This is a genomic window from Pseudomonas sp. WSY_20, from assembly GCF_043104335.1.
GTDB lineage: Bacteria > Pseudomonadota > Gammaproteobacteria > Pseudomonadales > Pseudomonadaceae > Aquipseudomonas > Aquipseudomonas parafulva_B.
Map to the genome: position 1 here is coordinate 28582 of NZ_JBICKP010000041.1, position 17193 is coordinate 45774.

Annotated in this window: 19 protein-coding genes; 4 read left to right on the forward strand and 15 right to left on the reverse strand. The window is 57.2% G+C overall.

The window, feature by feature from the left end:
* Positions 1 to 2 precede the first annotated feature (2 nt).
* The 12 genes from ACF8E5_RS10885 to arfB form a co-directional block, all read right to left on the reverse strand.
* Complete coding sequence (locus ACF8E5_RS10885; RefSeq protein WP_196185875.1) at positions 3 to 1037, reverse strand: TerC/Alx family metal homeostasis membrane protein; 1035 nt, start codon at positions 1035 to 1037, stop codon at positions 3 to 5.
* Positions 1038 to 1047: 10 nt separating this feature from the next.
* Positions 1048 to 1497 (reverse strand): tellurite resistance TerB family protein, encoded by a 450-nt coding sequence (locus ACF8E5_RS10890; RefSeq protein ID WP_196185874.1) that lies wholly within the window; start codon positions 1495 to 1497, stop codon positions 1048 to 1050.
* A 47-nt stretch (positions 1498 to 1544) separates the two neighbouring features.
* Positions 1545 to 2729, reverse strand: a complete 1185-nt coding sequence (locus tag ACF8E5_RS10895) for a TerD family protein (protein ID WP_196185873.1) — start codon at positions 2727 to 2729, stop codon at positions 1545 to 1547.
* On the reverse strand, positions 2726 to 3319 hold the full coding sequence (locus tag ACF8E5_RS10900) for a TerD family protein (RefSeq protein ID WP_014753726.1): 594 nt from the start codon (positions 3317 to 3319) through the stop codon (positions 2726 to 2728). Before ACF8E5_RS10900 ends, ACF8E5_RS10895 begins: the two co-directional genes overlap by 4 nt.
* A gap of 2 nt (positions 3320 to 3321) precedes the next feature.
* Positions 3322 to 4077, reverse strand: a complete 756-nt coding sequence (locus ACF8E5_RS10905) for an HAD-IB family hydrolase (RefSeq protein ID WP_196185872.1) — start codon at positions 4075 to 4077, stop codon at positions 3322 to 3324.
* Positions 4074 to 5021, reverse strand: a complete 948-nt coding sequence (locus ACF8E5_RS10910) for an HpcH/HpaI aldolase/citrate lyase family protein (protein ID WP_197844482.1) — start codon at positions 5019 to 5021, stop codon at positions 4074 to 4076. Before ACF8E5_RS10910 ends, ACF8E5_RS10905 begins: the two co-directional genes overlap by 4 nt.
* The gene (locus tag ACF8E5_RS10915) at positions 5021 to 6112 is read right to left on the reverse strand and encodes a cysteine protease StiP domain-containing protein (protein WP_197844483.1); all 1092 of its coding nucleotides are present in this window, start codon (positions 6110 to 6112) and stop codon (positions 5021 to 5023) included. The genes ACF8E5_RS10910 and ACF8E5_RS10915 overlap by 1 nt, the downstream gene beginning before the upstream one ends.
* On the reverse strand, positions 6105 to 6863 hold the full coding sequence (locus ACF8E5_RS10920; protein WP_196185869.1) for a trehalose phosphatase: 759 nt from the start codon (positions 6861 to 6863) through the stop codon (positions 6105 to 6107). The genes ACF8E5_RS10915 and ACF8E5_RS10920 overlap by 8 nt, the downstream gene beginning before the upstream one ends.
* On the reverse strand, positions 6853 to 7989 hold the full coding sequence (locus tag ACF8E5_RS10925) for a phosphoribosyltransferase domain-containing protein (RefSeq protein WP_196185868.1): 1137 nt from the start codon (positions 7987 to 7989) through the stop codon (positions 6853 to 6855). Before ACF8E5_RS10925 ends, ACF8E5_RS10920 begins: the two co-directional genes overlap by 11 nt.
* 68 nt (positions 7990 to 8057) lie before the next feature.
* Positions 8058 to 9197, reverse strand: coding sequence for a trypsin-like peptidase domain-containing protein (locus tag ACF8E5_RS10930; protein ID WP_197844486.1), 1140 nt, complete (start codon positions 9195 to 9197; stop codon positions 8058 to 8060).
* Positions 9198 to 9270: 73 nt separating this feature from the next.
* Entirely contained in the window at positions 9271 to 10272 is a 1002-nt protein-coding gene (locus ACF8E5_RS10935; protein ID WP_197844487.1) for an ATP-grasp domain-containing protein, read from the reverse strand.
* A 1189-nt stretch (positions 10273 to 11461) separates the two neighbouring features.
* Positions 11462 to 11875 (reverse strand): alternative ribosome rescue aminoacyl-tRNA hydrolase ArfB, encoded by a 414-nt coding sequence (gene arfB, locus ACF8E5_RS10940; RefSeq protein ID WP_058604619.1) that lies wholly within the window; start codon positions 11873 to 11875, stop codon positions 11462 to 11464.
* Positions 11876 to 12098: 223 nt separating this feature from the next.
* Here arfB and ACF8E5_RS10945 point away from each other — a divergent pair, with 223 nt between their 5' ends.
* The gene (locus tag ACF8E5_RS10945) at positions 12099 to 12599 is read left to right on the forward strand and encodes a hypothetical protein (RefSeq protein ID WP_196185865.1); all 501 of its coding nucleotides are present in this window, start codon (positions 12099 to 12101) and stop codon (positions 12597 to 12599) included.
* Between the two features lie 63 nt (positions 12600 to 12662).
* Here ACF8E5_RS10945 and ACF8E5_RS10950 read toward each other — a convergent pair whose 3' ends face one another.
* Positions 12663 to 13484: an NADPH-dependent oxidoreductase gene (locus tag ACF8E5_RS10950; protein ID WP_392475263.1), complete on the reverse strand. Its 822-nt coding sequence runs from the start codon at positions 13482 to 13484 to the stop codon at positions 12663 to 12665.
* Positions 13485 to 13623: 139 nt separating this feature from the next.
* On the opposite strand from ACF8E5_RS10950, the gene ACF8E5_RS10955 reads away from it, so the two are divergent.
* A complete protein-coding gene (locus ACF8E5_RS10955) occupies positions 13624 to 13938 on the forward strand; it encodes a hypothetical protein (protein WP_058637775.1) in 315 nt (104 codons plus the stop codon).
* Here the strand turns inward: ACF8E5_RS10955 and ACF8E5_RS10960 are convergent.
* Together ACF8E5_RS10960 and ACF8E5_RS10965 are read right to left on the reverse strand one after the other, a co-directional pair.
* A complete protein-coding gene (locus ACF8E5_RS10960; RefSeq protein ID WP_058637776.1) occupies positions 13921 to 14283 on the reverse strand; it encodes a hypothetical protein in 363 nt (120 codons plus the stop codon). The two genes, ACF8E5_RS10955 and ACF8E5_RS10960, sit on opposite strands and share 18 nt — an antisense overlap.
* A gap of 8 nt (positions 14284 to 14291) precedes the next feature.
* Entirely contained in the window at positions 14292 to 14597 is a 306-nt protein-coding gene (locus ACF8E5_RS10965; RefSeq protein WP_058604983.1) for a DUF6482 family protein, read from the reverse strand.
* Between the two features lie 240 nt (positions 14598 to 14837).
* On the opposite strand from ACF8E5_RS10965, the gene ACF8E5_RS10970 reads away from it, so the two are divergent.
* Both ACF8E5_RS10970 and ACF8E5_RS10975 read left to right on the forward strand, forming a co-directional pair.
* Positions 14838 to 16124: a DUF2254 domain-containing protein gene (locus ACF8E5_RS10970; RefSeq protein ID WP_392475264.1), complete on the forward strand. Its 1287-nt coding sequence runs from the start codon at positions 14838 to 14840 to the stop codon at positions 16122 to 16124.
* Positions 16125 to 16409: 285 nt separating this feature from the next.
* Positions 16410 to 17102, forward strand: coding sequence for a DUF421 domain-containing protein (locus ACF8E5_RS10975; protein WP_196127919.1), 693 nt, complete (start codon positions 16410 to 16412; stop codon positions 17100 to 17102).
* Positions 17103 to 17193 lie beyond the last annotated feature (91 nt).

The window sequence follows — 17193 nt, forward strand, 5'->3', positions numbered from 1 at the left end:
ATTCAGTTGGATTCTGCTTGAGTGTCTTCCTTTTCGGGGAAGATCACACTTGCAACGATGCCGATTACCAACACCACCATCACGATGAGGAGGCTGGTATTTGGATCGATCTTGAAGCCGTGGTGGAACATATGGTCTGTGGCGTTGAGGCCCAGTTTTACCGCGATGAAGAACAGCAGTGCAATGACAGCTTTCTCCAGGTGTACCAGGTAGCGCTTCAGGGCCTCGAGTACGAAGTACATCGTACGCAAGCCCAGAATGGCGAACAGCATAGCGGAGTAAACGATGAGAGGCTCACGGCTCACCGCGATCACAGCCGGCACGGAGTCGAAGGCAAACAGCACATCCGATACTTCAGCGACAACCAAGCACAGGAACAGCGGGGTAGCAAACAAACCACCTTTGGCCGCCAGGCTCATGCCTTTGTTCTCAGGTTTCAGCAACTCGCCCTCGAGAACCTTGCGGCTAACGAAGAACTGGTTGCCGTGCAGCCTTGGCCAGACCGGGAACAGTTTCTTGGCGAATCGATAGGCGATGTGCTTGGAGTAGTCTTCCTCCTCCTCATCATCACCGCCGCTACGAAGCATCATGACGGCGGTCCAGGCCACGATCAGTGCGAATACGATTTCTACCCAAGGGCCGAACGCCAGAAGGCCGGTACCGATCGCAACGAAAATGCCGCGGAAAACGATAGCGCCGATGATGCCCCAGTAGAGCACGCGGTGGCGCAGGCCATCAGGAACTTTGAACCAGGCAAAGATTGCCATGAACACGAAAAGGTTATCGACGCTGAGAACCTTCTCAAGGGCGTAACCGGTGACGAACAGGCTGGCGACTTCAGGCCCGTGCTGAACGTACAGGAATCCTGCAAACGCGAGGGATATGGCAATCCAGAACACGGACCAGACAGACGCTTTTGCCAGCGAGACCGGCTTATCGCCGCGATGCGTAACCATGTCGAGCAGCAGAGCGCCTAAGGCGATGCCGACGAAAACCATCATGGTCAACGGGGGGAAACCGATATGGGTAACTTCCACGGGTCAGTCCTTAAAGTTCGAAATCAGCTGGGGAGAGGCCCAGCTCCATGCAGATCAGACGGCATGCCGCCTTTTCCTTTTCATCAAAGTCACCATCGGATGCGCCGACGGAGCAGGTAACGCGTACGAGAAGGCGCGCAGCCCCTTCGTTGTCTTTGATTCTGCCGATGACCTTCAACGCTTCTGCTTGACCGATCTGCGGGTCAAATTCGAACTTGCTCATCGCGTCGTTGAACACGGCGAGTACGTCGGTCAGGCTGAACACCTTCAACTCTGGGGAGTTGTTGATGAAGCCGATCATCTTTTGCTTTTCTTCAGGACCTGAGCCATTGCTCGCTACAGCTACCATGGCGCAGCCGTTGGCGGTTGCTTCCATGAACTTGCGATTCTTGTGCTTGCCTACTTCGGCAGTCAGGGCCTCGCGTGCTTGCGCACCTTTTGCTTTCAACCAACTGAGCATTGTTCGTACCTCAAAGTGGCGGGACCGAAACCCCGCCCGAAAGTGGATTACTTGGAACCAACGCTCCAGCGCAGACCCCAACGGTAGGCCTTATCCATGGGCTCTTGGTTTCTATGGAAGTCGACCCTACGAGACACCTTAACGGCGCCGTTGTCGTTTTCAAGGAGAGCAATGGCGCAACAACCGAGACTTCCACCCTCCTCGTTCAAACGGACTTCAATCTCTGGCTGGCCAGGGATGAAAATGGTGACCACACCATCAGTCTGCCCCCAGTTCGGTGCACCGTCGTAGATGAAGGCGTAAACCAGGATTCGCTTGATCTCACTCCACTTCTTCCCATTGATGTAAATCCACTCGCCGCCGGATACGGAGCCAGTTCGGTCATCACCCATGAGTTGAATGTAAGGCTCGTGCTCAAGGGCGCCGAATGCGTTGCCAAGGGCTTGGACCACGCCCTTGTGGCCATCCTGCAACTCAAACAAGCAGCCAACATCGAGGTCAATAGACTTACTACGATTGAAGAAGCCGCCGGACTTTCCTTGGTTCCAGTTCAGGTTCACCCGGATTTCACCGAACCCAGCAGCTGTCTTTTCCAGGCTGATCGAGGAACGAGTCTTGTCGAGGGTCACCTTACTCAGGCTGATAGTCGACTTTGGAGCAGGGGCCGGTGCTGGGGTAGGCGCTGGAGCAGGTGCTGGCGCAGCACTTGGAGCTGGCGTTGGGGTCGGGGCCGCAATGTCGACACCAAAGTGAGTTGCCAGTGGTGCAAGGCCACCAGCAAAGCCCTGAGCGACACATCGGAATTTCCACGCACCCTGGCGACGGTAAAACTCGCCAAGAATGAGCGCGGTTTCCTTCATACCCGAAGTCGGGATTTGGGTCTCAATGCCGCCAGACACAGTGACCACAAGCATGGGTACACGGTCGAAGCTGGCTTTGTTCTCGTAGATGGTCGCCGTCAGCGCGACCTTTTCGATAGCTGCGTCCAGCCGGCTGAGGTCAACGGTGAACACGGCGCGGCCAGCAGCCGTATCAACCAGCTGCACCGACCCACCCAGTACACTGGGCTGGCCGTAGAAGCACATGTCATTGTCGCCACGGACCTTTCCAGTTGTGGTCAGGGCAAATGCAGACACATCAATGTCTGCACCTGGAATGGGCGAATAGCCCACCTCCACCCGCAGGCTCCCGGTCGCTACCGGTGCGTTACCACCAGGGACCAAGGTTGTCATGCGCGCACCGCCTGAACGGCCAGGTTCACCAAGTCGTCAGCAGTACGGCCATGGGTAGTCTTACCGATAGCTTTGAACTCCCAGCCAGAAGCGCCGCGCGACAGGTTGGCCATGACCACTCCAGTGTGCTCACCCTGGTCACTGAGGTTGAAACGCGCCAATTCCTGTTTATTGCCGTCATTGACGATGCGGCAGTACGCATTTTGGATGCGAGAGAAGTTCTGCCCAGTGAAGCTGTTAGTCGTAAACACCAGGTGCTTGACCGATGCAGGAACGTTGCTCAGGTTTACGGTAATCGACTCATCATCACCCTCACCCTCACCAGTGCGGTTGTCACCAGAATGCTGTATCGAACCATCTTTGGATTTCAACTGGCGGAACCACACCAAGTCGACCGGCTTCAGGTCGCCATCCAGCATGATGCACGACGCGTCGAGGTCGATCTCTCCACCGCCACCACCGAAAATCTTGCCGAAAAGACCAGTAGCTTTCACAGGATCCCAGCCCAGACCCAGGGTTACCTTGGACAGACCCGAGCCCGCGGTCTTCTCCAGAGAAATGGACTGATTCTTCGAAAGGGTAAGTGCCATCGTTACGCTCCTTGTTGGTCATCGTGCTGTTGGGTGCCAGAGGAGACACCCGTAACTGAATTTGTGGTCGCGTCCGTCGAGTTCACACGCGCACCAATTTTCTCAATCTTCATCCGGCCACGTTGCCAGCGCGGGTGAAAGTGCCGCCAGTGCGGCTCTTGCGCTGCAGCAAGTAGCTCTTGATCCCCGCGGGTGTCACCCCAAGCTCGTAGCTTGTACTGGGCCAGCGGGCCATATACAGCTTCCAGGCGAAGTACCTTTGCTTCGCAGCGGCAGTTACTCCCGCTAAGCGCGCCTGTTAGCTTGCCTTCAACTACTTCAAGCTCAGTCCCAATCAAGCTGATACCCAGCTCCTGAGCGAATGGCATGAGCACTATCCGCGGAGAAGCTGAACAGATTGTTACCAGGGCACCGCTTGCAACCTCGGACGCGACGGATTCTACGCCGGCCGGCCGCATGAGCCGTACCCAAAACGCCCGCCTGAATTCCGCAGCCTTCCGCTTCACCCAAGCCTCCTCAACACCAGTCAGGAAGGTGGCGACAAGCACAGCTTTAAGCTCGTCGCGACTCATTCCCTTGCCGAGGTAGCGAATGCACGCAGGAAGCATGCGTATCACCCGTGCGGCGAACTTCCGCTTACCGAACGCAAACAGCAGGAATGGGACGAAAGTGTCTCGCCGCGTCAGGGTGCCGTCGAAGTCAAAAACCGACAGGACCTGGCCGGAGGCCGGGCCAGCTTCAATCAATTCCTGGGTCATCGAACTGCCTCAGCCAAGCGAACTGGCTCCGCTATACCTGCTTCTGCGGGTTTCACTCCGTGCCATTTCACCCGTTCGATGATGTTGACGGCCCAGTTGTAGTGGGTCGCTGGTTCAACCATCGCATCGTTGTGCTTGAAGACAGCGGGCGCAGAACCATCGACGATGAGCTTGGCGCAGTTGTAGTCCTCAAGAGGAACGCGGAAGCCGTCATGAATCTGCGCAATCTGAGTCGGGTGGATCGCTGTCTTACCAACCAGCCCATGGGCAATGTCCAGGTCCAGCTCCTCAGCGAGCAGCTGAGGTGTTGCGAGCTGCTCGAAGACAGGCGCGGTAAGAGCAAAACCTTGTGCCCCAAGGACCCCGCACAGCATTGGGATCACGTACCCCATTGGGGTCTGATACAAGGTCGTTGCCGGGTTTCGGCGCAACCCCAGGCAACTCATAAGATCATTTCCACCGATGCGCAACGCAAGGATTCGATCCCCCAGCTCTGCGCGAAGCGCGCAACCCAACTCGCCCATCGCCCCAGGGTTGTATACGTCGCTGGTTTCAAGCGTGGGCATCAACAGCAGGTCGGGGTTGGTAACTGCTCGGACCCACTCGCCCAATGTGGCAAGGGACAGTTTCGGCACTACGAACCCATGCGCTGCGGTGATTTCTGGCCACTCATTGAGTACAGCCGCCATCCTCGAATCACGCGGTCGAACGAAAACCAGTGGACTTCTTGGAGAGCGATTAACTCGGGGCCCGATAGCAGTCAGGATCGCGCGCAGCGACTCCAGAGCATGCTCAACATCGGTCGCGGCAACCGCGTCCTCTAGGCAGATAACGAGCGAGCGAAGACCAGGCTGCTTATCAGCGCAAATCACCTCGACGATATCGGCTCGAGTTGCAGGCATGTAGAGCGTCGCGCCCAGTGCCCACGGGGAGATGCGGTCCATTAGCTCACCTCCCGGATGATAGTAACGGCACGGTAGGGCCCCAAGCCTTCACCAGCTTCCTGTACCTGGATGCCGGCACGGTCAGTCAGATGGATCAGCAGTTGGACATCTGCATCGCTGCGGTCCCGCACCAGTACCTGATCTGGGACACGGCGCAGCACAGCGCGAGTCGCTTCGGCGATACCGGGCTTGATGCGATTCAAATTGGTCACACCAAATCGGTCAGCAAGACGGCTGACGACATCAAGTGCATCGTTCTGCAGGTTCTTTGCCTCTTCTGGTGTCCACGGCAGGGCCGGACTTACCTCGACGGCAGCTCGAGCTGCTTCGATCCGATCAATGAAAGCCCGGGTCACGTCGTGCTCTCGCAGGTGGTCGTATACGACGCAACCATGCAACCCGCCATCACTCGGCCAGATCGAACGGGAAACCAAACCGGAGACGGTCGCACCGAGAATACCGGATGGGATGATCCAGTCTTCAGCCGAGGCTGCCAGCCAGGCCCGTCCGCACGGATCTGCCAGTACGACCAGTCGGGGGTCTTCAGGGAAACGGCTGTCTCCTGCAAGGCTGCGCTTGATCTCCCCAGAGATTGCGCCTTTGCCCGTCCACCCATCGACGAAAACGATGTTCTCGGCGCCGTGCGCAGCGATGATAGATTCAAGCGCAACAGTGTCGATACCACGATCGCGGACGATGCTGATGCCGTAGTGATGTGCATCGCGGCCCAGGTCAATCAATGCACGGCGTAACAGAACCCCAAGCGGAAGCCCGGCGCGAACGAAGGACACGAGCGCAATCGTCGGACCCTGATAGCGTTCTTCCAAGGCCAGAGCCAGGGATTGAACGTCCGCCGCCATGCGCAGGCCGTTCTGAGTCATCGCTCGCTCGAACAACTGCATGTGAGTCTGTGACGGCGCATCTTCCTGGCTGATCATTTCCGAGTAGTGCTTTTGCTTGGACTGGATCAGCCGCTCCTTTTCCAGCACATCGGTCAGGCCGATGTTCACTGGCTGCAAAAGGAAATGAACATCCTCAGGCAAGTAGCTACCGCTACCAACAGTCATCGAGGTCAGGATCGGGTTAAGCATGGATGCTGTCCTCCACCAATGCGGCAAGCTGGCTCCGCGCCGGAGTCGACCAGAAATCGCAGAGGTTCATGTAGCCGAGATCGGTGATGCTATCGCCGAAGCCGAGCACAGGGCGCTCCCCGTTCAACTCACGATCCTGCTTGAGGAAGTGCTCAACAGCGACGCGCTTGGACAGACCTGCAGGTAACAGGGCAAGGTTGTTGCCGTTGGAATGAGTGTGCATGCCTTCGATCAGGCCAGCTTCTCTCAGCTTATTGCGCACCAGAATCAGGTCAGCGTCAGAACCGTTGTTGTGCTTGACCACAACGTAGTGACGCTGATCGGCCTCTTCCACAACCCAGCCACGAAGCGATACACCTTGCTCGTCCCCAATACGCAACGCCGTCTCACACAGCACGGGCAAGCGGTCCTGGAACGCCGAAAGAATTCCATTCATCACGCCATGCCAGTCCATATTGACGGAGCGGTCGGGATTCAGGATCAGGCCGCCATGGGAGCAAATAGCAGGGCCAGTGAAATCCAGACGAACACGGTTGAAGGCCTCGGCACTGCGCGCAGTAACGGGTACCACATCAGTCGTTGCCAGAAGCCACCCAAGGAACTGCTTCTGCATCTCGGTCTGGTAACCACTCACTTCACCGTTAACGTCAAAGGACGCCGGATAGCGCGAAGTGCCCTCAGGCATTTTTCGAGCGGTTTGGAAGAGGGTGTCGTCCAGGTCGACCAGAGCCAGCGGGCGCTTATTTGCCATCGACGATCACCTCCGCGTTCAAAGCTTCAATCAAAGCAGCCGGCACAGCCTGTGCGTCCGTCTCGCTGCAGATCAGCACTCGATCGAATTGCCCGGGTGCCACGTTGTAGAGGAAGTTAACGATGCCCAGACCATAGTTGTCTGAGAAGTTCAGCGCGTGCCCAATCGAATGACCAAGTGCAATTGGCGAACGGGTAGTCGAGCTGAAATGCACATCGGCGCCAGCGCGTTCAAGGCGTTCAGCCAACAGGAAGGGCTTCCAAACGAACTCACCGGTACCGAGGACGATGACCCGCTCACCCGGCTGGACAGCGATGTTGAGCCCCAGGGTGTCTGCTACCCCACGGGTACCCAGTCGGCCCCAGTCGTTTTCGGGGTTTACAGCCCAATCCCCCGCGGCCACAGTGCCGGTGTCCGGCATTTCAGGAAGCGGAGCTTCAGGATCTTCGGTGAAGCTGTAAGCGCCACTCAGCAGGGATACCTGTGCAGCCGCTTCGCCGATGCTGCTCGACACAGCGCCCGCAGACCAATCAGTCAGCACGCAGGTGACAACGCGCTCGATCTGGTTGAGCCCAGCGTCCACGAGTGCGCGGTGTAGATTGATGAACGTGCGACCGGTCGAGGCCTCATCATCAACGAGCACCAGCGACTTGGCGCTGCGCATCATTTCCGAGAGTTGAGGTTCGGAAGGCTCATGAATCAAGTGTGCACTGGCATGGCTGTGCTCTTCTTCAAAACGAGCAAAAATCTGAACGCCTACCGGGTGGCGGGTGCTGACGATGTACATGGTGTCAGCCCGTGACTCGCTCAGGGCGCGATGAACGCCCGCCCCCAGGCCGACAGCTGTCTCTGCCATACCGATGACCAGTACAGGGCCTGGCAGGTCGGATGGGATTTGTGCAGCCAAGGCCTTGTAGGATTGCTGCATCACCGATGGCTTGACGGGAATGTGCTTACCCAGCACCCGAGAAACAAACAAAAATGCTCGTTTCGGATTGCGGCGCTCGGCAAAGCCAAAAAGAGACTCAGGCGAAATGGAAGCCTGATGCACATCAACTTCGAGAATGCCGCGCTTCAGCGTGGCGCTCAACTTTGTAGACGCTTGATTCACTATACTATGCTCCATTTTGGAGTTCCGTGGACGATAGTAGTGAACCTAACGTGCGCACTTTTAATTTCAATGGCCTGCAGCATTTAATTTCGCGCTTCGATTTTCCAAAGCGACGGTTGAACACCCCTCGCTATATCGGCAGGTGTCTGTGCTGCATGAGAGTCATTGACTGTGATGTGGATATGGCAAGCTTCTAAGAAGGCGCCGAGCAAATGGGACTTGACTGCAAAGTTCATGTTCTGCGCATCAGGCACGGTTGAAGTAACCATGCCGACCACACTCCCCCGCGAGTCGAACAGTGGACTACCACTCGATCCGGGCTGAATTGCCGCTGTGAACTGCAAGAGGCTCGAGTCATTACGCAGTCCGAACAGGGCGGAGACGCCGCCCTGAGTGACATGCGCACCACCGCCAGCAAATCCCGACATTGGGAAGCCAATCGCCGTCACTGCGTCGCCCAGGGAGCAGCCGCCGGTTGCGGCGAACTGGACGGGCGTCAATGGCGCACCATCTACTCGGAGCAATGCAATGTCGTTTGAAGTGTCGACCATCACTGGCTCAGCTCGGTACCGACCATTGAAGGAACTGATCTCAATCGACGACATCCCCTCGATGACATGGGCGCAGGTCAGCAGCACGTTGCTGGACACAGCAAAGCCAGTGCCAGTGGCGGCCGTTGCACCGCCATTAGGGCGAGAGTCACGACTCCCAACCTCTGGATGGTCAGGGTTGGCTTCGTCAATCTTCACCCCGAGCCTGCGGCCAAACGCCGCCAGGCCATAGGCTGAGCCTTCTGCCATGGCCCGAAATTTCCATTGTCCACCGCGGGAATAGAACTCGCCCAATATCAACGCGCTCTCGCCAAACGCGCTGGTATCTAGGTTGTATGAAACCGTTTGATCAACCTTGAGCTTCAGGTGGCCAAGAGAGCTAACCGGCCCGAGGTTGGAATATCTGTAGACGATCAGCAGAACGCGATCACTGCCGGCAGGCAGGCTCCCGAGCTGAAGCGAGCAGCCGACCTGCTCCCGACTGCCACTCCATTGCATCCAAGCGGGCTGCTCAATATGAAAGAGAGCGGCAGCTCCCCTTGGGGATCGTTTGTCATCAACAGGGATCAGCGCGACAGCTGCGGTCGAGCCAAAAGCATTCTGCTGCGAAGACTCCAGCGTCCACGATGCTTTTTGTGAAGAAAGTGCAACATTGGCGCCTGGCGTCAGCATGTCTCGCTCCCTGAGTAGACAGAAACTTTAATCTAGATTTGGTACACGTGGTACCAGAATGATGGCCATTCTATCACCCAGCTGGGGCCGTAACGGCAATAGTGATCGCCCGAATTCGCACCCCCTCCTTCCAAGAAATCTGTGGTTCTGGGAGGCCAAGCCGGCGCGCAGCGAAGATACCCGCCAGGTTGACACCAGCTTCACGGGTGTAGCCAACACCACCTGAATATCGTGGGTTGATCTCTAGAAGCCTTGGCATCCCATCGGCGCCATCGCGGGTCTGGACGTTGATGATGCCGTCACAACCGAAATGCTGAGCCGCGGCGACAGCCAGATCGGTTGCAGGCGTGTCTCGCTCGAAAGTTTGGTGCGCTCCGGCCTTCCGGCGACCGACATACGCTACTACCTTGCCGCCCTCACAAACCATGTCTACGGAGCACTCTGGCCCTGGGAGGTAGGGCATTACCAGCATCGGCTCACGAGCTGGCCCGGCCGAGTAGATCCGATGATAAGTCTCGAAGTCGACTTCTCGAGCATCTGGGTTCGCAAAGCAGCGGAATGGGTCAACCCCGGCCTTGAACCGCCAGAATCCCTGTCCATAGATGCCAACAACCGGCTTGATGCAAACCTCTGAAGTCGGACTCAAGGTTTCATAGGCAGCGCGTAGTTGGTCTGGGTTTTCAACCGGGATAGCGGGGATGCAAGCCAACCCAGCGCGTTCTGCCTCGGCTGTAAAATTGGCCTTGTCGTCAACCAGCTCAAAAGTGCGCTTGCTCATACCGCCGGTAACAAGCGTGATGCCTGCGCGCTCAAAATCCGCACGACGGCTCTCATACGCGCCCCCAACGCGACCAGCTAAGACCACCTTAATCGAGTTCTCGATTGCAGTGCGGAGCACCCAGTCGATGCGATCTTCGCGGTCTTCAGGCTCCTTAAAGCTGCCGTGAGCCAAACCGGTGATCTCCGGCCGGTCACCCCCATGGGATGCGAATACGCGCACGTCGGCTGGGAGTGCCTCCAAGGCGCCCAGAATGATGTCGCGCTGAGAAGCCTGACCCTGTAGAAACCAGATCATTAGAACCACCTTGATTTAGTGCAATTGAATTTGGATCTAGGATCCTGACCTTGGGCGAGATGGTAACGGTTGAGCCGGCGGCTTCAAGCGGGGCGACATTATGATCTGCCTCCCTGAAAAAGGCTTCTGGCCGAGCGAAAAACGCACCACGCAAATTGTTGCGATTTATGAATGGGGTTGACGCCAAGAATCCAGGGTACACTACCGTCAGGAAGGTGACTAAGTGTGCCCCTGGCCATGAATGTTTTTTCAATAACCTTGTTTGTTTTTACTCACGTTTGCAGAACCTGGAGGAGGCGGCGCGCTGACTTCGTCAAGCATTTCTATGAGGCGGTCGTACTCTTCCTGGGTGATCGCTCCTGATTCCAACGCCTTCCTAGCCTGAAGTCGGATCACGTCCTTCGATAGTGTTGTCCAAGGCTATGTCAGCCTGATGTGCCGAGGGATGACCATGGCGGGTGTGGTGAACGTCACGACCATCATTGCACGTCTTCCCTATTCGGAAACCATCTACAAAATCAGCACTGGTGGTAATACCTACGAACGATAGTGCGGGGATCATTAGCAGATCAGGTGGAGAGTCGGATCCTGATGTGAGATTGCTTCTTCAGGACAGGATAGAGGCACGCATACGGTCCCTCATTTCTTCGCCTGAGGGAGTGACACGCTTATCACGGTGTGCCACAGAACACTTTGCAGCCCCCTATTGCGACCCAAGGCCGTATCAAGAGTGTGCGATACGCCCTTAAAGACAGGCCTGGTGTACGCCGATCCAATTAACCCATCCAATGGCATCAGTTTGGAGGTCAGCATTTAGGCGAACCAGCCCGAATGGTCAAAGGCTTCAAGCAAGACGAAGAGGTCGTAGTGCTTGGGATCTGGCGCCACTCAGTTTCTGAGTCACCGGATACGCTCGACCCCATTCGTCGAGCTGAAAATTTTGTGAGAATTACGCACATATTGGGTCAAAAGGCGCTTCAATTAATAAGTGGAAAATCACGAATCTGGAGAAATTAATCGGTGGAATATCACGATCTATTTTGTTTATTCAGCGGAAAAACCATAAATAATTCCACTAATTTATCGAAGGGATCGATTTGGCCTATGAAATACGGGACTTTAGGGCTTTCCACTTAAATCACGATTGGTGCAGTAGATAAGGCATATTGGAGAGCATTATGGATCCCGGCTAGAACTCCACCTTCCCTCTGCCCGCCTTGATACCGCTACGCCTGGCCTTCCCCTCCAGGCGGCGCGTTTTGGAACCGAGTGTCGGCTTGGTAGGCCGACGCTTCTTTTCAACCTTGCCTGCACTCACGATCAATTCGGTCAGACGCGTCAGCGCGTCAGCCCGGTTCTGCTCCTGGGTACGGTATTGCTGAGCCTTGATGATCAACACACCGTCCCCAGTGATGCGGCTGTCTCGTAATGCCAACAGTCGCCCTTTGTAGAACTCAGGCAATGAAGAAGCGGGAATGTCGAATCGCAAGTGCACGGCACTCGACACCTTGTTGACATTCTGCCCGCCTGCGCCCTGGGCGCGCACGTAGGTCAGTTCCACTTCAGCGTCCGGCAGTTGTACGGAATTGGAGATGGTCAGCATGAAGGGACCCCTATGATTGACCGCATTATCACAGCAATGGCCGCGCCTTAATAACGGTACTTGATTATTCGATGGCTGGCCCTTGTGAAAGGTCAGTCGGGATCTGCCGCCAGGGCTTGTGCGACCTGCCCCTCCAACGCTCAGTCTGCTTGAGCGCCACGAGAATATCCCTTGCTTAGATCAAGCTGCTCAAGTAGCCGGGCAAGATCGGAAACCAGCGCCAATGCCTCCTTCTGATATCGCGCTTGCGACGATAGTTTACCAAGGTGCGAAATGGGTTAATCAGCTCACCAAAGCCTTGGATTGGCATGACAAATATTTCGTTCGCAAGCGCATGAATCGACTCAAAAACGTGCGGTCAGAGGCCGGTAATGGCGAGCTTACTCGATATCTGGATCAAGCGCTCGATATCGAAGTGTTTCGACTGGCCTCTGGCATCAGCGCCAGCCGCTCACTGGTGGAGTACCTGCTCAAACTCGACAGCACTGGACGCTGGAGTCACGCGCAACTGCGTAGCCTATCCAAGTTCGTAGTCCGGGACCCTGCAGATGACAACTTGAAGGTCGCCGTTAGTCATCTTGACGGTGTCATCGCCTGGGTCGGAGGGGTCATGGCCATCAGCTTATGGGCCATAGCTATGGAGTGCTGCATGATCGCTTCAACCGAACCCTCGCCTTGGGCAAACCGTGCTTCGATCAGGTGGTGCAAGTCCACAACTTCCTGAAGATAGCTATTCATTAGGGTCTCTCAAACGAAGATGCGCTGTGATCGGTCGGTGAATACCGCCTCACCGCAACCCGAACCCCATCCGCTTCAATTCATCAAACAGCGCTTCCCGCCCATGCAAGCTGGCAACGCTTCGTAGCCGGCTGACGACCTGTTCCGACCACCCCGAGGCTTTCATGCCTTCACGGTGGTAGAACGCCCCCAGGCGCTCGTCGTAACGGGACAGCAAGCTCTGTTCCTGAGCGGTCGAGTACGTCTCATGGTGCAACACGACCTCCTGCGGTAGCCGCGGCTTGACCTTGGCGGGCCGATCCGCAGAGGGGTAGCCGACACACAAGCCAAACACGGGATAGACATGAGCAGGCAAGTCCAACTCCGCGGCCACACCTTCGATGTCGTTACGAATGCCGCCAATGTAAACGCTCCCCAGCCCCAGGGACTCCAGGGCAATGACCGCGTTCTGCGCCGCGAGTGCCGCATCGATGGTGCCTAGCAACAAGCTTTCAAGATAAGGCAATGCTTCTAGTGCCACACCATGCTGCTCGCCAATGCGCGACACCCGTGACAAGTCGGCAAGCCAGACCAGAAACAGGGGTGCCTGGTGGATATAAGCCTGATTGCCCGCCAGCACCGACAGCCGTTGCTTGCGGCCGGGATCCTGAACTGCCACCACGCTCCAGACCTGAAGGTTGGAAGACGTGGACGCAGACTGGGCAGCGGCAACCAAAGCTTCCAACGTACCATCAGGCAGCGATCGGTCCGCAAATGCCCGTACGCTGCGATGGTCGAGCAACTGCTCGATCACTGCATTGCATTGGGTGAGCGGCGATACCTCTTCGGTACCATAGCGGGCGGCAAGTTTTGATCGGCTATCGGCTGTCATACAATTCCTCCAGAACGATAGGAGGCTATCAAAAAACGGCCACGCGCACATAATGGGTGTTGTAGTCTCTGAGCCTAATGGCTGGCTCAAGTGCCATGGGCTAACTGACTTGCAACCCAATCGAGTACGGACCATCAGCGTGACAACACCTTCCCTGGCAACTCGTGAGGTCTACCAGATATTGCGCGATATCGCCCTCGGGATCCGGAACTTACAGCGCGTAAGCGAACCAAGCTGGACAGAAATAGCCTGTGGATCCATGACCGTGCAAGCAGACGGCTGGATACTCACCTTGCGCAATGAAGCCGGCGCGTTAGATCACCTCATCAGCTGTTTCAGCCCCGACGGCCGTGTTTACGCGTTAAACACCCATCACCACTACGGCACCGACCCGGTTGCGTTGATGAGCACTTGGGAGCACGCCCAGTTGCTGCGGTTACTCGGCGCGGCCTAGCCCCTGTACGGAAAGCTTTGCTACCGTCCGTTCCCAGCACTGTGCGATCTCATCACCCACCGCCCCGCAGCGCGCAACTGCCGGCTCGAACGGCCGCACCTTAACGTGCTCGGTCAAGAACTCATCCGTCCAGCCTGCCCACTCACCGGCCACGGACCTGAGGTTCCAATGCAATGCCGGGTATAGTTCATGCCACAGGATGCTGTGCAATTGATCAAGCGTGTAGGGGCTCTGGGCCACGGCCCTAGCCACCCACGCCAGGCTCGACTCTGTCAGTTCGGTGTCCAGAAAGAACTGCGACAGGGCTTGCCAGGCTTGCAGGCGGCTCTCGTCTATCGTTTGCACCGACTGAGCTACCACTGCTCTGCCAGGGTCACGGGGACGCGCAGCGGCGCCAGGGGACCATCGCGCTGGCCGCACATCTCGTCATGCACCACATGCTGCACCAGCATGCATGGCACAGGCGGCACATCGGCCAGTAGCTCGCGCAGCTCCGTCATCGACCGCAGGCGCACCGCCTGCCCCTGGGCATCGCTGAACGTCTGCGGACCGTCGGCCGTCAACGCACGCAGTACGTAAAAGCCGCCTTCGAGCGACAGCAGTTCGAGTTCGTTGACGGTGCCGGCAGTGGCCAGTTGCTTCAGTTGCTCTAGGTTCATGGCTAATACTCCATCCGGCAGGCGCTGCCTGCATCGGGCTTGATGGATAACGTCGAGCGCTCGCACTTATACAAATCCAGCGCCTTGTATAAGGATACCGCAGCGCTGCCGTCGTTCCGTCTCGTTTGCAAAACCCGAACACGGGTCGCGAAACTATCTGCACCCACTTGAACTCAATCGTGGCGATGCCGCAGAGCTTCAGCCTGCTTGCGGCCTACCTACTGAGGAAGATTGACCACCATGATCGCTCGCTGGCGTTGGGCACTTGCGCAAACGACGAAAAGGCTATGGTTTCGCGCCAGCCTGTTTTCCCTGATCGGTGTATTCACCGCGCTGCTGGCCATTGCCTTGCGCGACATGGTGCCGGCGTCGTTGCCGGCGAAAGTCGGGGCGGACTCGGTCGACAAGATCCTGGGCATCATCGCCTCCAGCATGCTGGCGGTGACCACGTTTTCGCTCAGCACCATGGTGTCGGCCTACAGCGCCGCCAGCAGCGGCGTGACACCTCGCGCGACCAGCTTGGTAATGGAGGACGCCACTACACAGAATGCCCTGGCGACGTTTATTGGCTCTTTTCTGTTCAGCCTGGTGGGCATCATCGCCCTGAGTACGGGCATTTATGGCGCTCAGGGCCGTGTAGTGTTGTTTGCAGTGACCTTGGTGATGATTGTACTGATCGTGTACACCCTGCTGCGCTGGATTGATCACTTGTCCAAGCTTGGCCGCGTGGGGGAAACCATCGACCGCGTGGAGGACGCGGCCATTGCAGCGCTCAAGCGCCGCGCGCAGTGGCCTTACCTGGGGGCACAGCCCTACACGGATGCTACGCAGGTTGACCCGGACGCAGTACCGATTCCCTGCGATGACATCGGCTATGTACAACACGTCGATGTCAGCGCCCTCGCCCACGCAGCCGACAAGTACAGTGCCGTAATCTACCTGGAAGTGCTGCCGGGCAGTTTCGTGCATCACGGTACGGTACTGGCACGCGCCGTGTGCAGCGTACAGGCAGGCAATACCGCAGAACTTGAAGCTGAGATTCTGGCTGCAGTGACGCTCGGGGCACGGCGCACCTATGGCCAGGACCCGCGCTTCGGGCTCTCGGTGCTGGCAGAGATTGCATCCCGCGCACTGTCTCCCGCCACCAATGACTCTGGCACGGTCATCGACGTCATAGGCCGTGGGGTACGCTGCTTTTCCACATGGGCACGGCAAGCGCCGGATACAACGACCGATGGCCAGTTTCAGAACGTGCATGTGCGCGGTTTAACGGTCGACGACATGTTCGATGACTTCTTCACCCTGATTGCACGGGACGGTGCCGGCTTGCTGGAAGTGGACATCCGCTTGGTAAAGGCCCTGGCGAGCCTGGCGCACATCGCGCCTGATCGTTTTGGCCAAGCGTGCATCGCGCACGTGGATTTGTTGCTCAAGCGGGCCGAGCAGGCATTGCCGTTGGATGAGGACAGGCAGCGATTGCGGGCGTTGGTCCAGAATCTGGAATGGCCACGGGCGCAACTGCCTTAAGGGTCATCTCACAATCTGACCGTTCATCGGCTTTACCGCTCAAATTAGCGCTCTACACAATGGGGACTTTTATTTCACCGAATTTTCACGTTGCCAAGTGGATTATCAACTCATCCCCATGAGAAAGACTTAAGCCCGACTAGCAGCGGGCTTTCTTTTGCCCGCTCGAAAATCCCCTTCCTTTAAATGCCACCCTCCTTTGCTCAGCCCATGGCGACGCCCACGCTGAACCGTGGGTATTACCCTCAGGTCAATTGATCACAAGGTGGCGATGGGGGGCGCTTGATGGAGTCATTCGATCTGCAAAGGATGCTGCTGGGTGACTTGCCCGTCACGTTTCTGATGGAAGTGATGATGCGCGTGGTTGCGGCCTTTCTCGCCGTGTTTCTGTTTCTGAAGTTCAGCGGCCGGCGTGGCATCAAGCAGCTTTCGCGCTTCGAACTGGTCGTTATCCTCACCCTGGGTTCGGCCGCCGGCGATGTGACCTTCTACGAAGATGTGCCATTGCTGCCGGTGGCCCTGGTGTTCGTCACGCTACTGCTCCTGTATCGCGGTACGATCTACCTGATGCGCCGGAGTAAGACGTGCGAAGCCTGGATCGACGGCCTCCCGATCACTGTCGTCAAGGACGGGCAGTACGAAATCCACTCGTTGCGCAACCTGAATATCTCCTCGAACGAGTTGTTCATGGAGCTGCGCCAGCAAGGGGTTGAGCACCTGGGCCAGGTGCGGTTGGGTTTGCTTGAGACCGACGGCGAACTGAGCCTCTACTTCTACGAAGCCGAAGACACTCAGCCGGGACTGTCAGTGCTGCCACCTGAACACCGCCTGGAATACGACGCCCCACCTGCAGCAGGCCTGTATTGCTGCGTCAGTTGTGGTCTGCCGGTACAGCATCAACTTCATGACGTCATTGCCTGCCCGCGCTGTGGCCATCGCAGTTGGTCACCCGCCCTGATGACCACCCGCACCCGCTAGTGGCCGGCACCCACGAGACCCGTAAGCAACCATCGAGTTACAACTTGGGCCCGGCGATGCAAACAAAAGCTTAGCGATAACGATTCCCACT

Bases quoted from the DNA above. Each gene is read 5' to 3' on its own strand.
- ACF8E5_RS10890 (WP_196185874.1), bottom strand. From the start codon at position 1,497: ATGCTCAGTTGGTTGAAAGCAAAAGGTGCGCAAGCACGCGAGGCCCTG.
- ACF8E5_RS10895 (WP_196185873.1), bottom strand. From the start codon at position 2,729: ATGACAACCTTGGTCCCTGGTGGTAACGCACCGGTAGCGACCGGGAGC.
- ACF8E5_RS10900 (WP_014753726.1), bottom strand. From the start codon at position 3,319: ATGGCACTTACCCTTTCGAAGAATCAGTCCATTTCTCTGGAGAAGACC.
- ACF8E5_RS10905 (WP_196185872.1), bottom strand. From the start codon at position 4,077: ATGACCCAGGAATTGATTGAAGCTGGCCCGGCCTCCGGCCAGGTCCTG.
- ACF8E5_RS10910 (WP_197844482.1), bottom strand. From the start codon at position 5,021: ATGGACCGCATCTCCCCGTGGGCACTGGGCGCGACGCTCTACATGCCT.
- ACF8E5_RS10915 (WP_197844483.1), bottom strand. From the start codon at position 6,112: ATGCTTAACCCGATCCTGACCTCGATGACTGTTGGTAGCGGTAGCTAC.
- ACF8E5_RS10920 (WP_196185869.1), bottom strand. From the start codon at position 6,863: ATGGCAAATAAGCGCCCGCTGGCTCTGGTCGACCTGGACGACACCCTC.
- ACF8E5_RS10925 (WP_196185868.1), bottom strand. From the start codon at position 7,989: ATGGAGCATAGTATAGTGAATCAAGCGTCTACAAAGTTGAGCGCCACG.
- ACF8E5_RS10930 (WP_197844486.1), bottom strand. From the start codon at position 9,197: ATGCTGACGCCAGGCGCCAATGTTGCACTTTCTTCACAAAAAGCATCG.
- ACF8E5_RS10935 (WP_197844487.1), bottom strand. From the start codon at position 10,272: ATGATCTGGTTTCTACAGGGTCAGGCTTCTCAGCGCGACATCATTCTG.
- arfB (WP_058604619.1), bottom strand. From the start codon at position 11,875: ATGCTGACCATCTCCAATTCCGTACAACTGCCGGACGCTGAAGTGGAA.
- ACF8E5_RS10945 (WP_196185865.1), top strand. From the start codon at position 12,099: ATGCCTCCTTCTGATATCGCGCTTGCGACGATAGTTTACCAAGGTGCG.
- ACF8E5_RS10950 (WP_392475263.1), bottom strand. From the start codon at position 13,484: ATGACAGCCGATAGCCGATCAAAACTTGCCGCCCGCTATGGTACCGAA.
- ACF8E5_RS10965 (WP_058604983.1), bottom strand. From the start codon at position 14,597: ATGAACCTAGAGCAACTGAAGCAACTGGCCACTGCCGGCACCGTCAAC.
- ACF8E5_RS10970 (WP_392475264.1), top strand. From the start codon at position 14,838: ATGATCGCTCGCTGGCGTTGGGCACTTGCGCAAACGACGAAAAGGCTA.
- ACF8E5_RS10975 (WP_196127919.1), top strand. From the start codon at position 16,410: ATGGAGTCATTCGATCTGCAAAGGATGCTGCTGGGTGACTTGCCCGTC.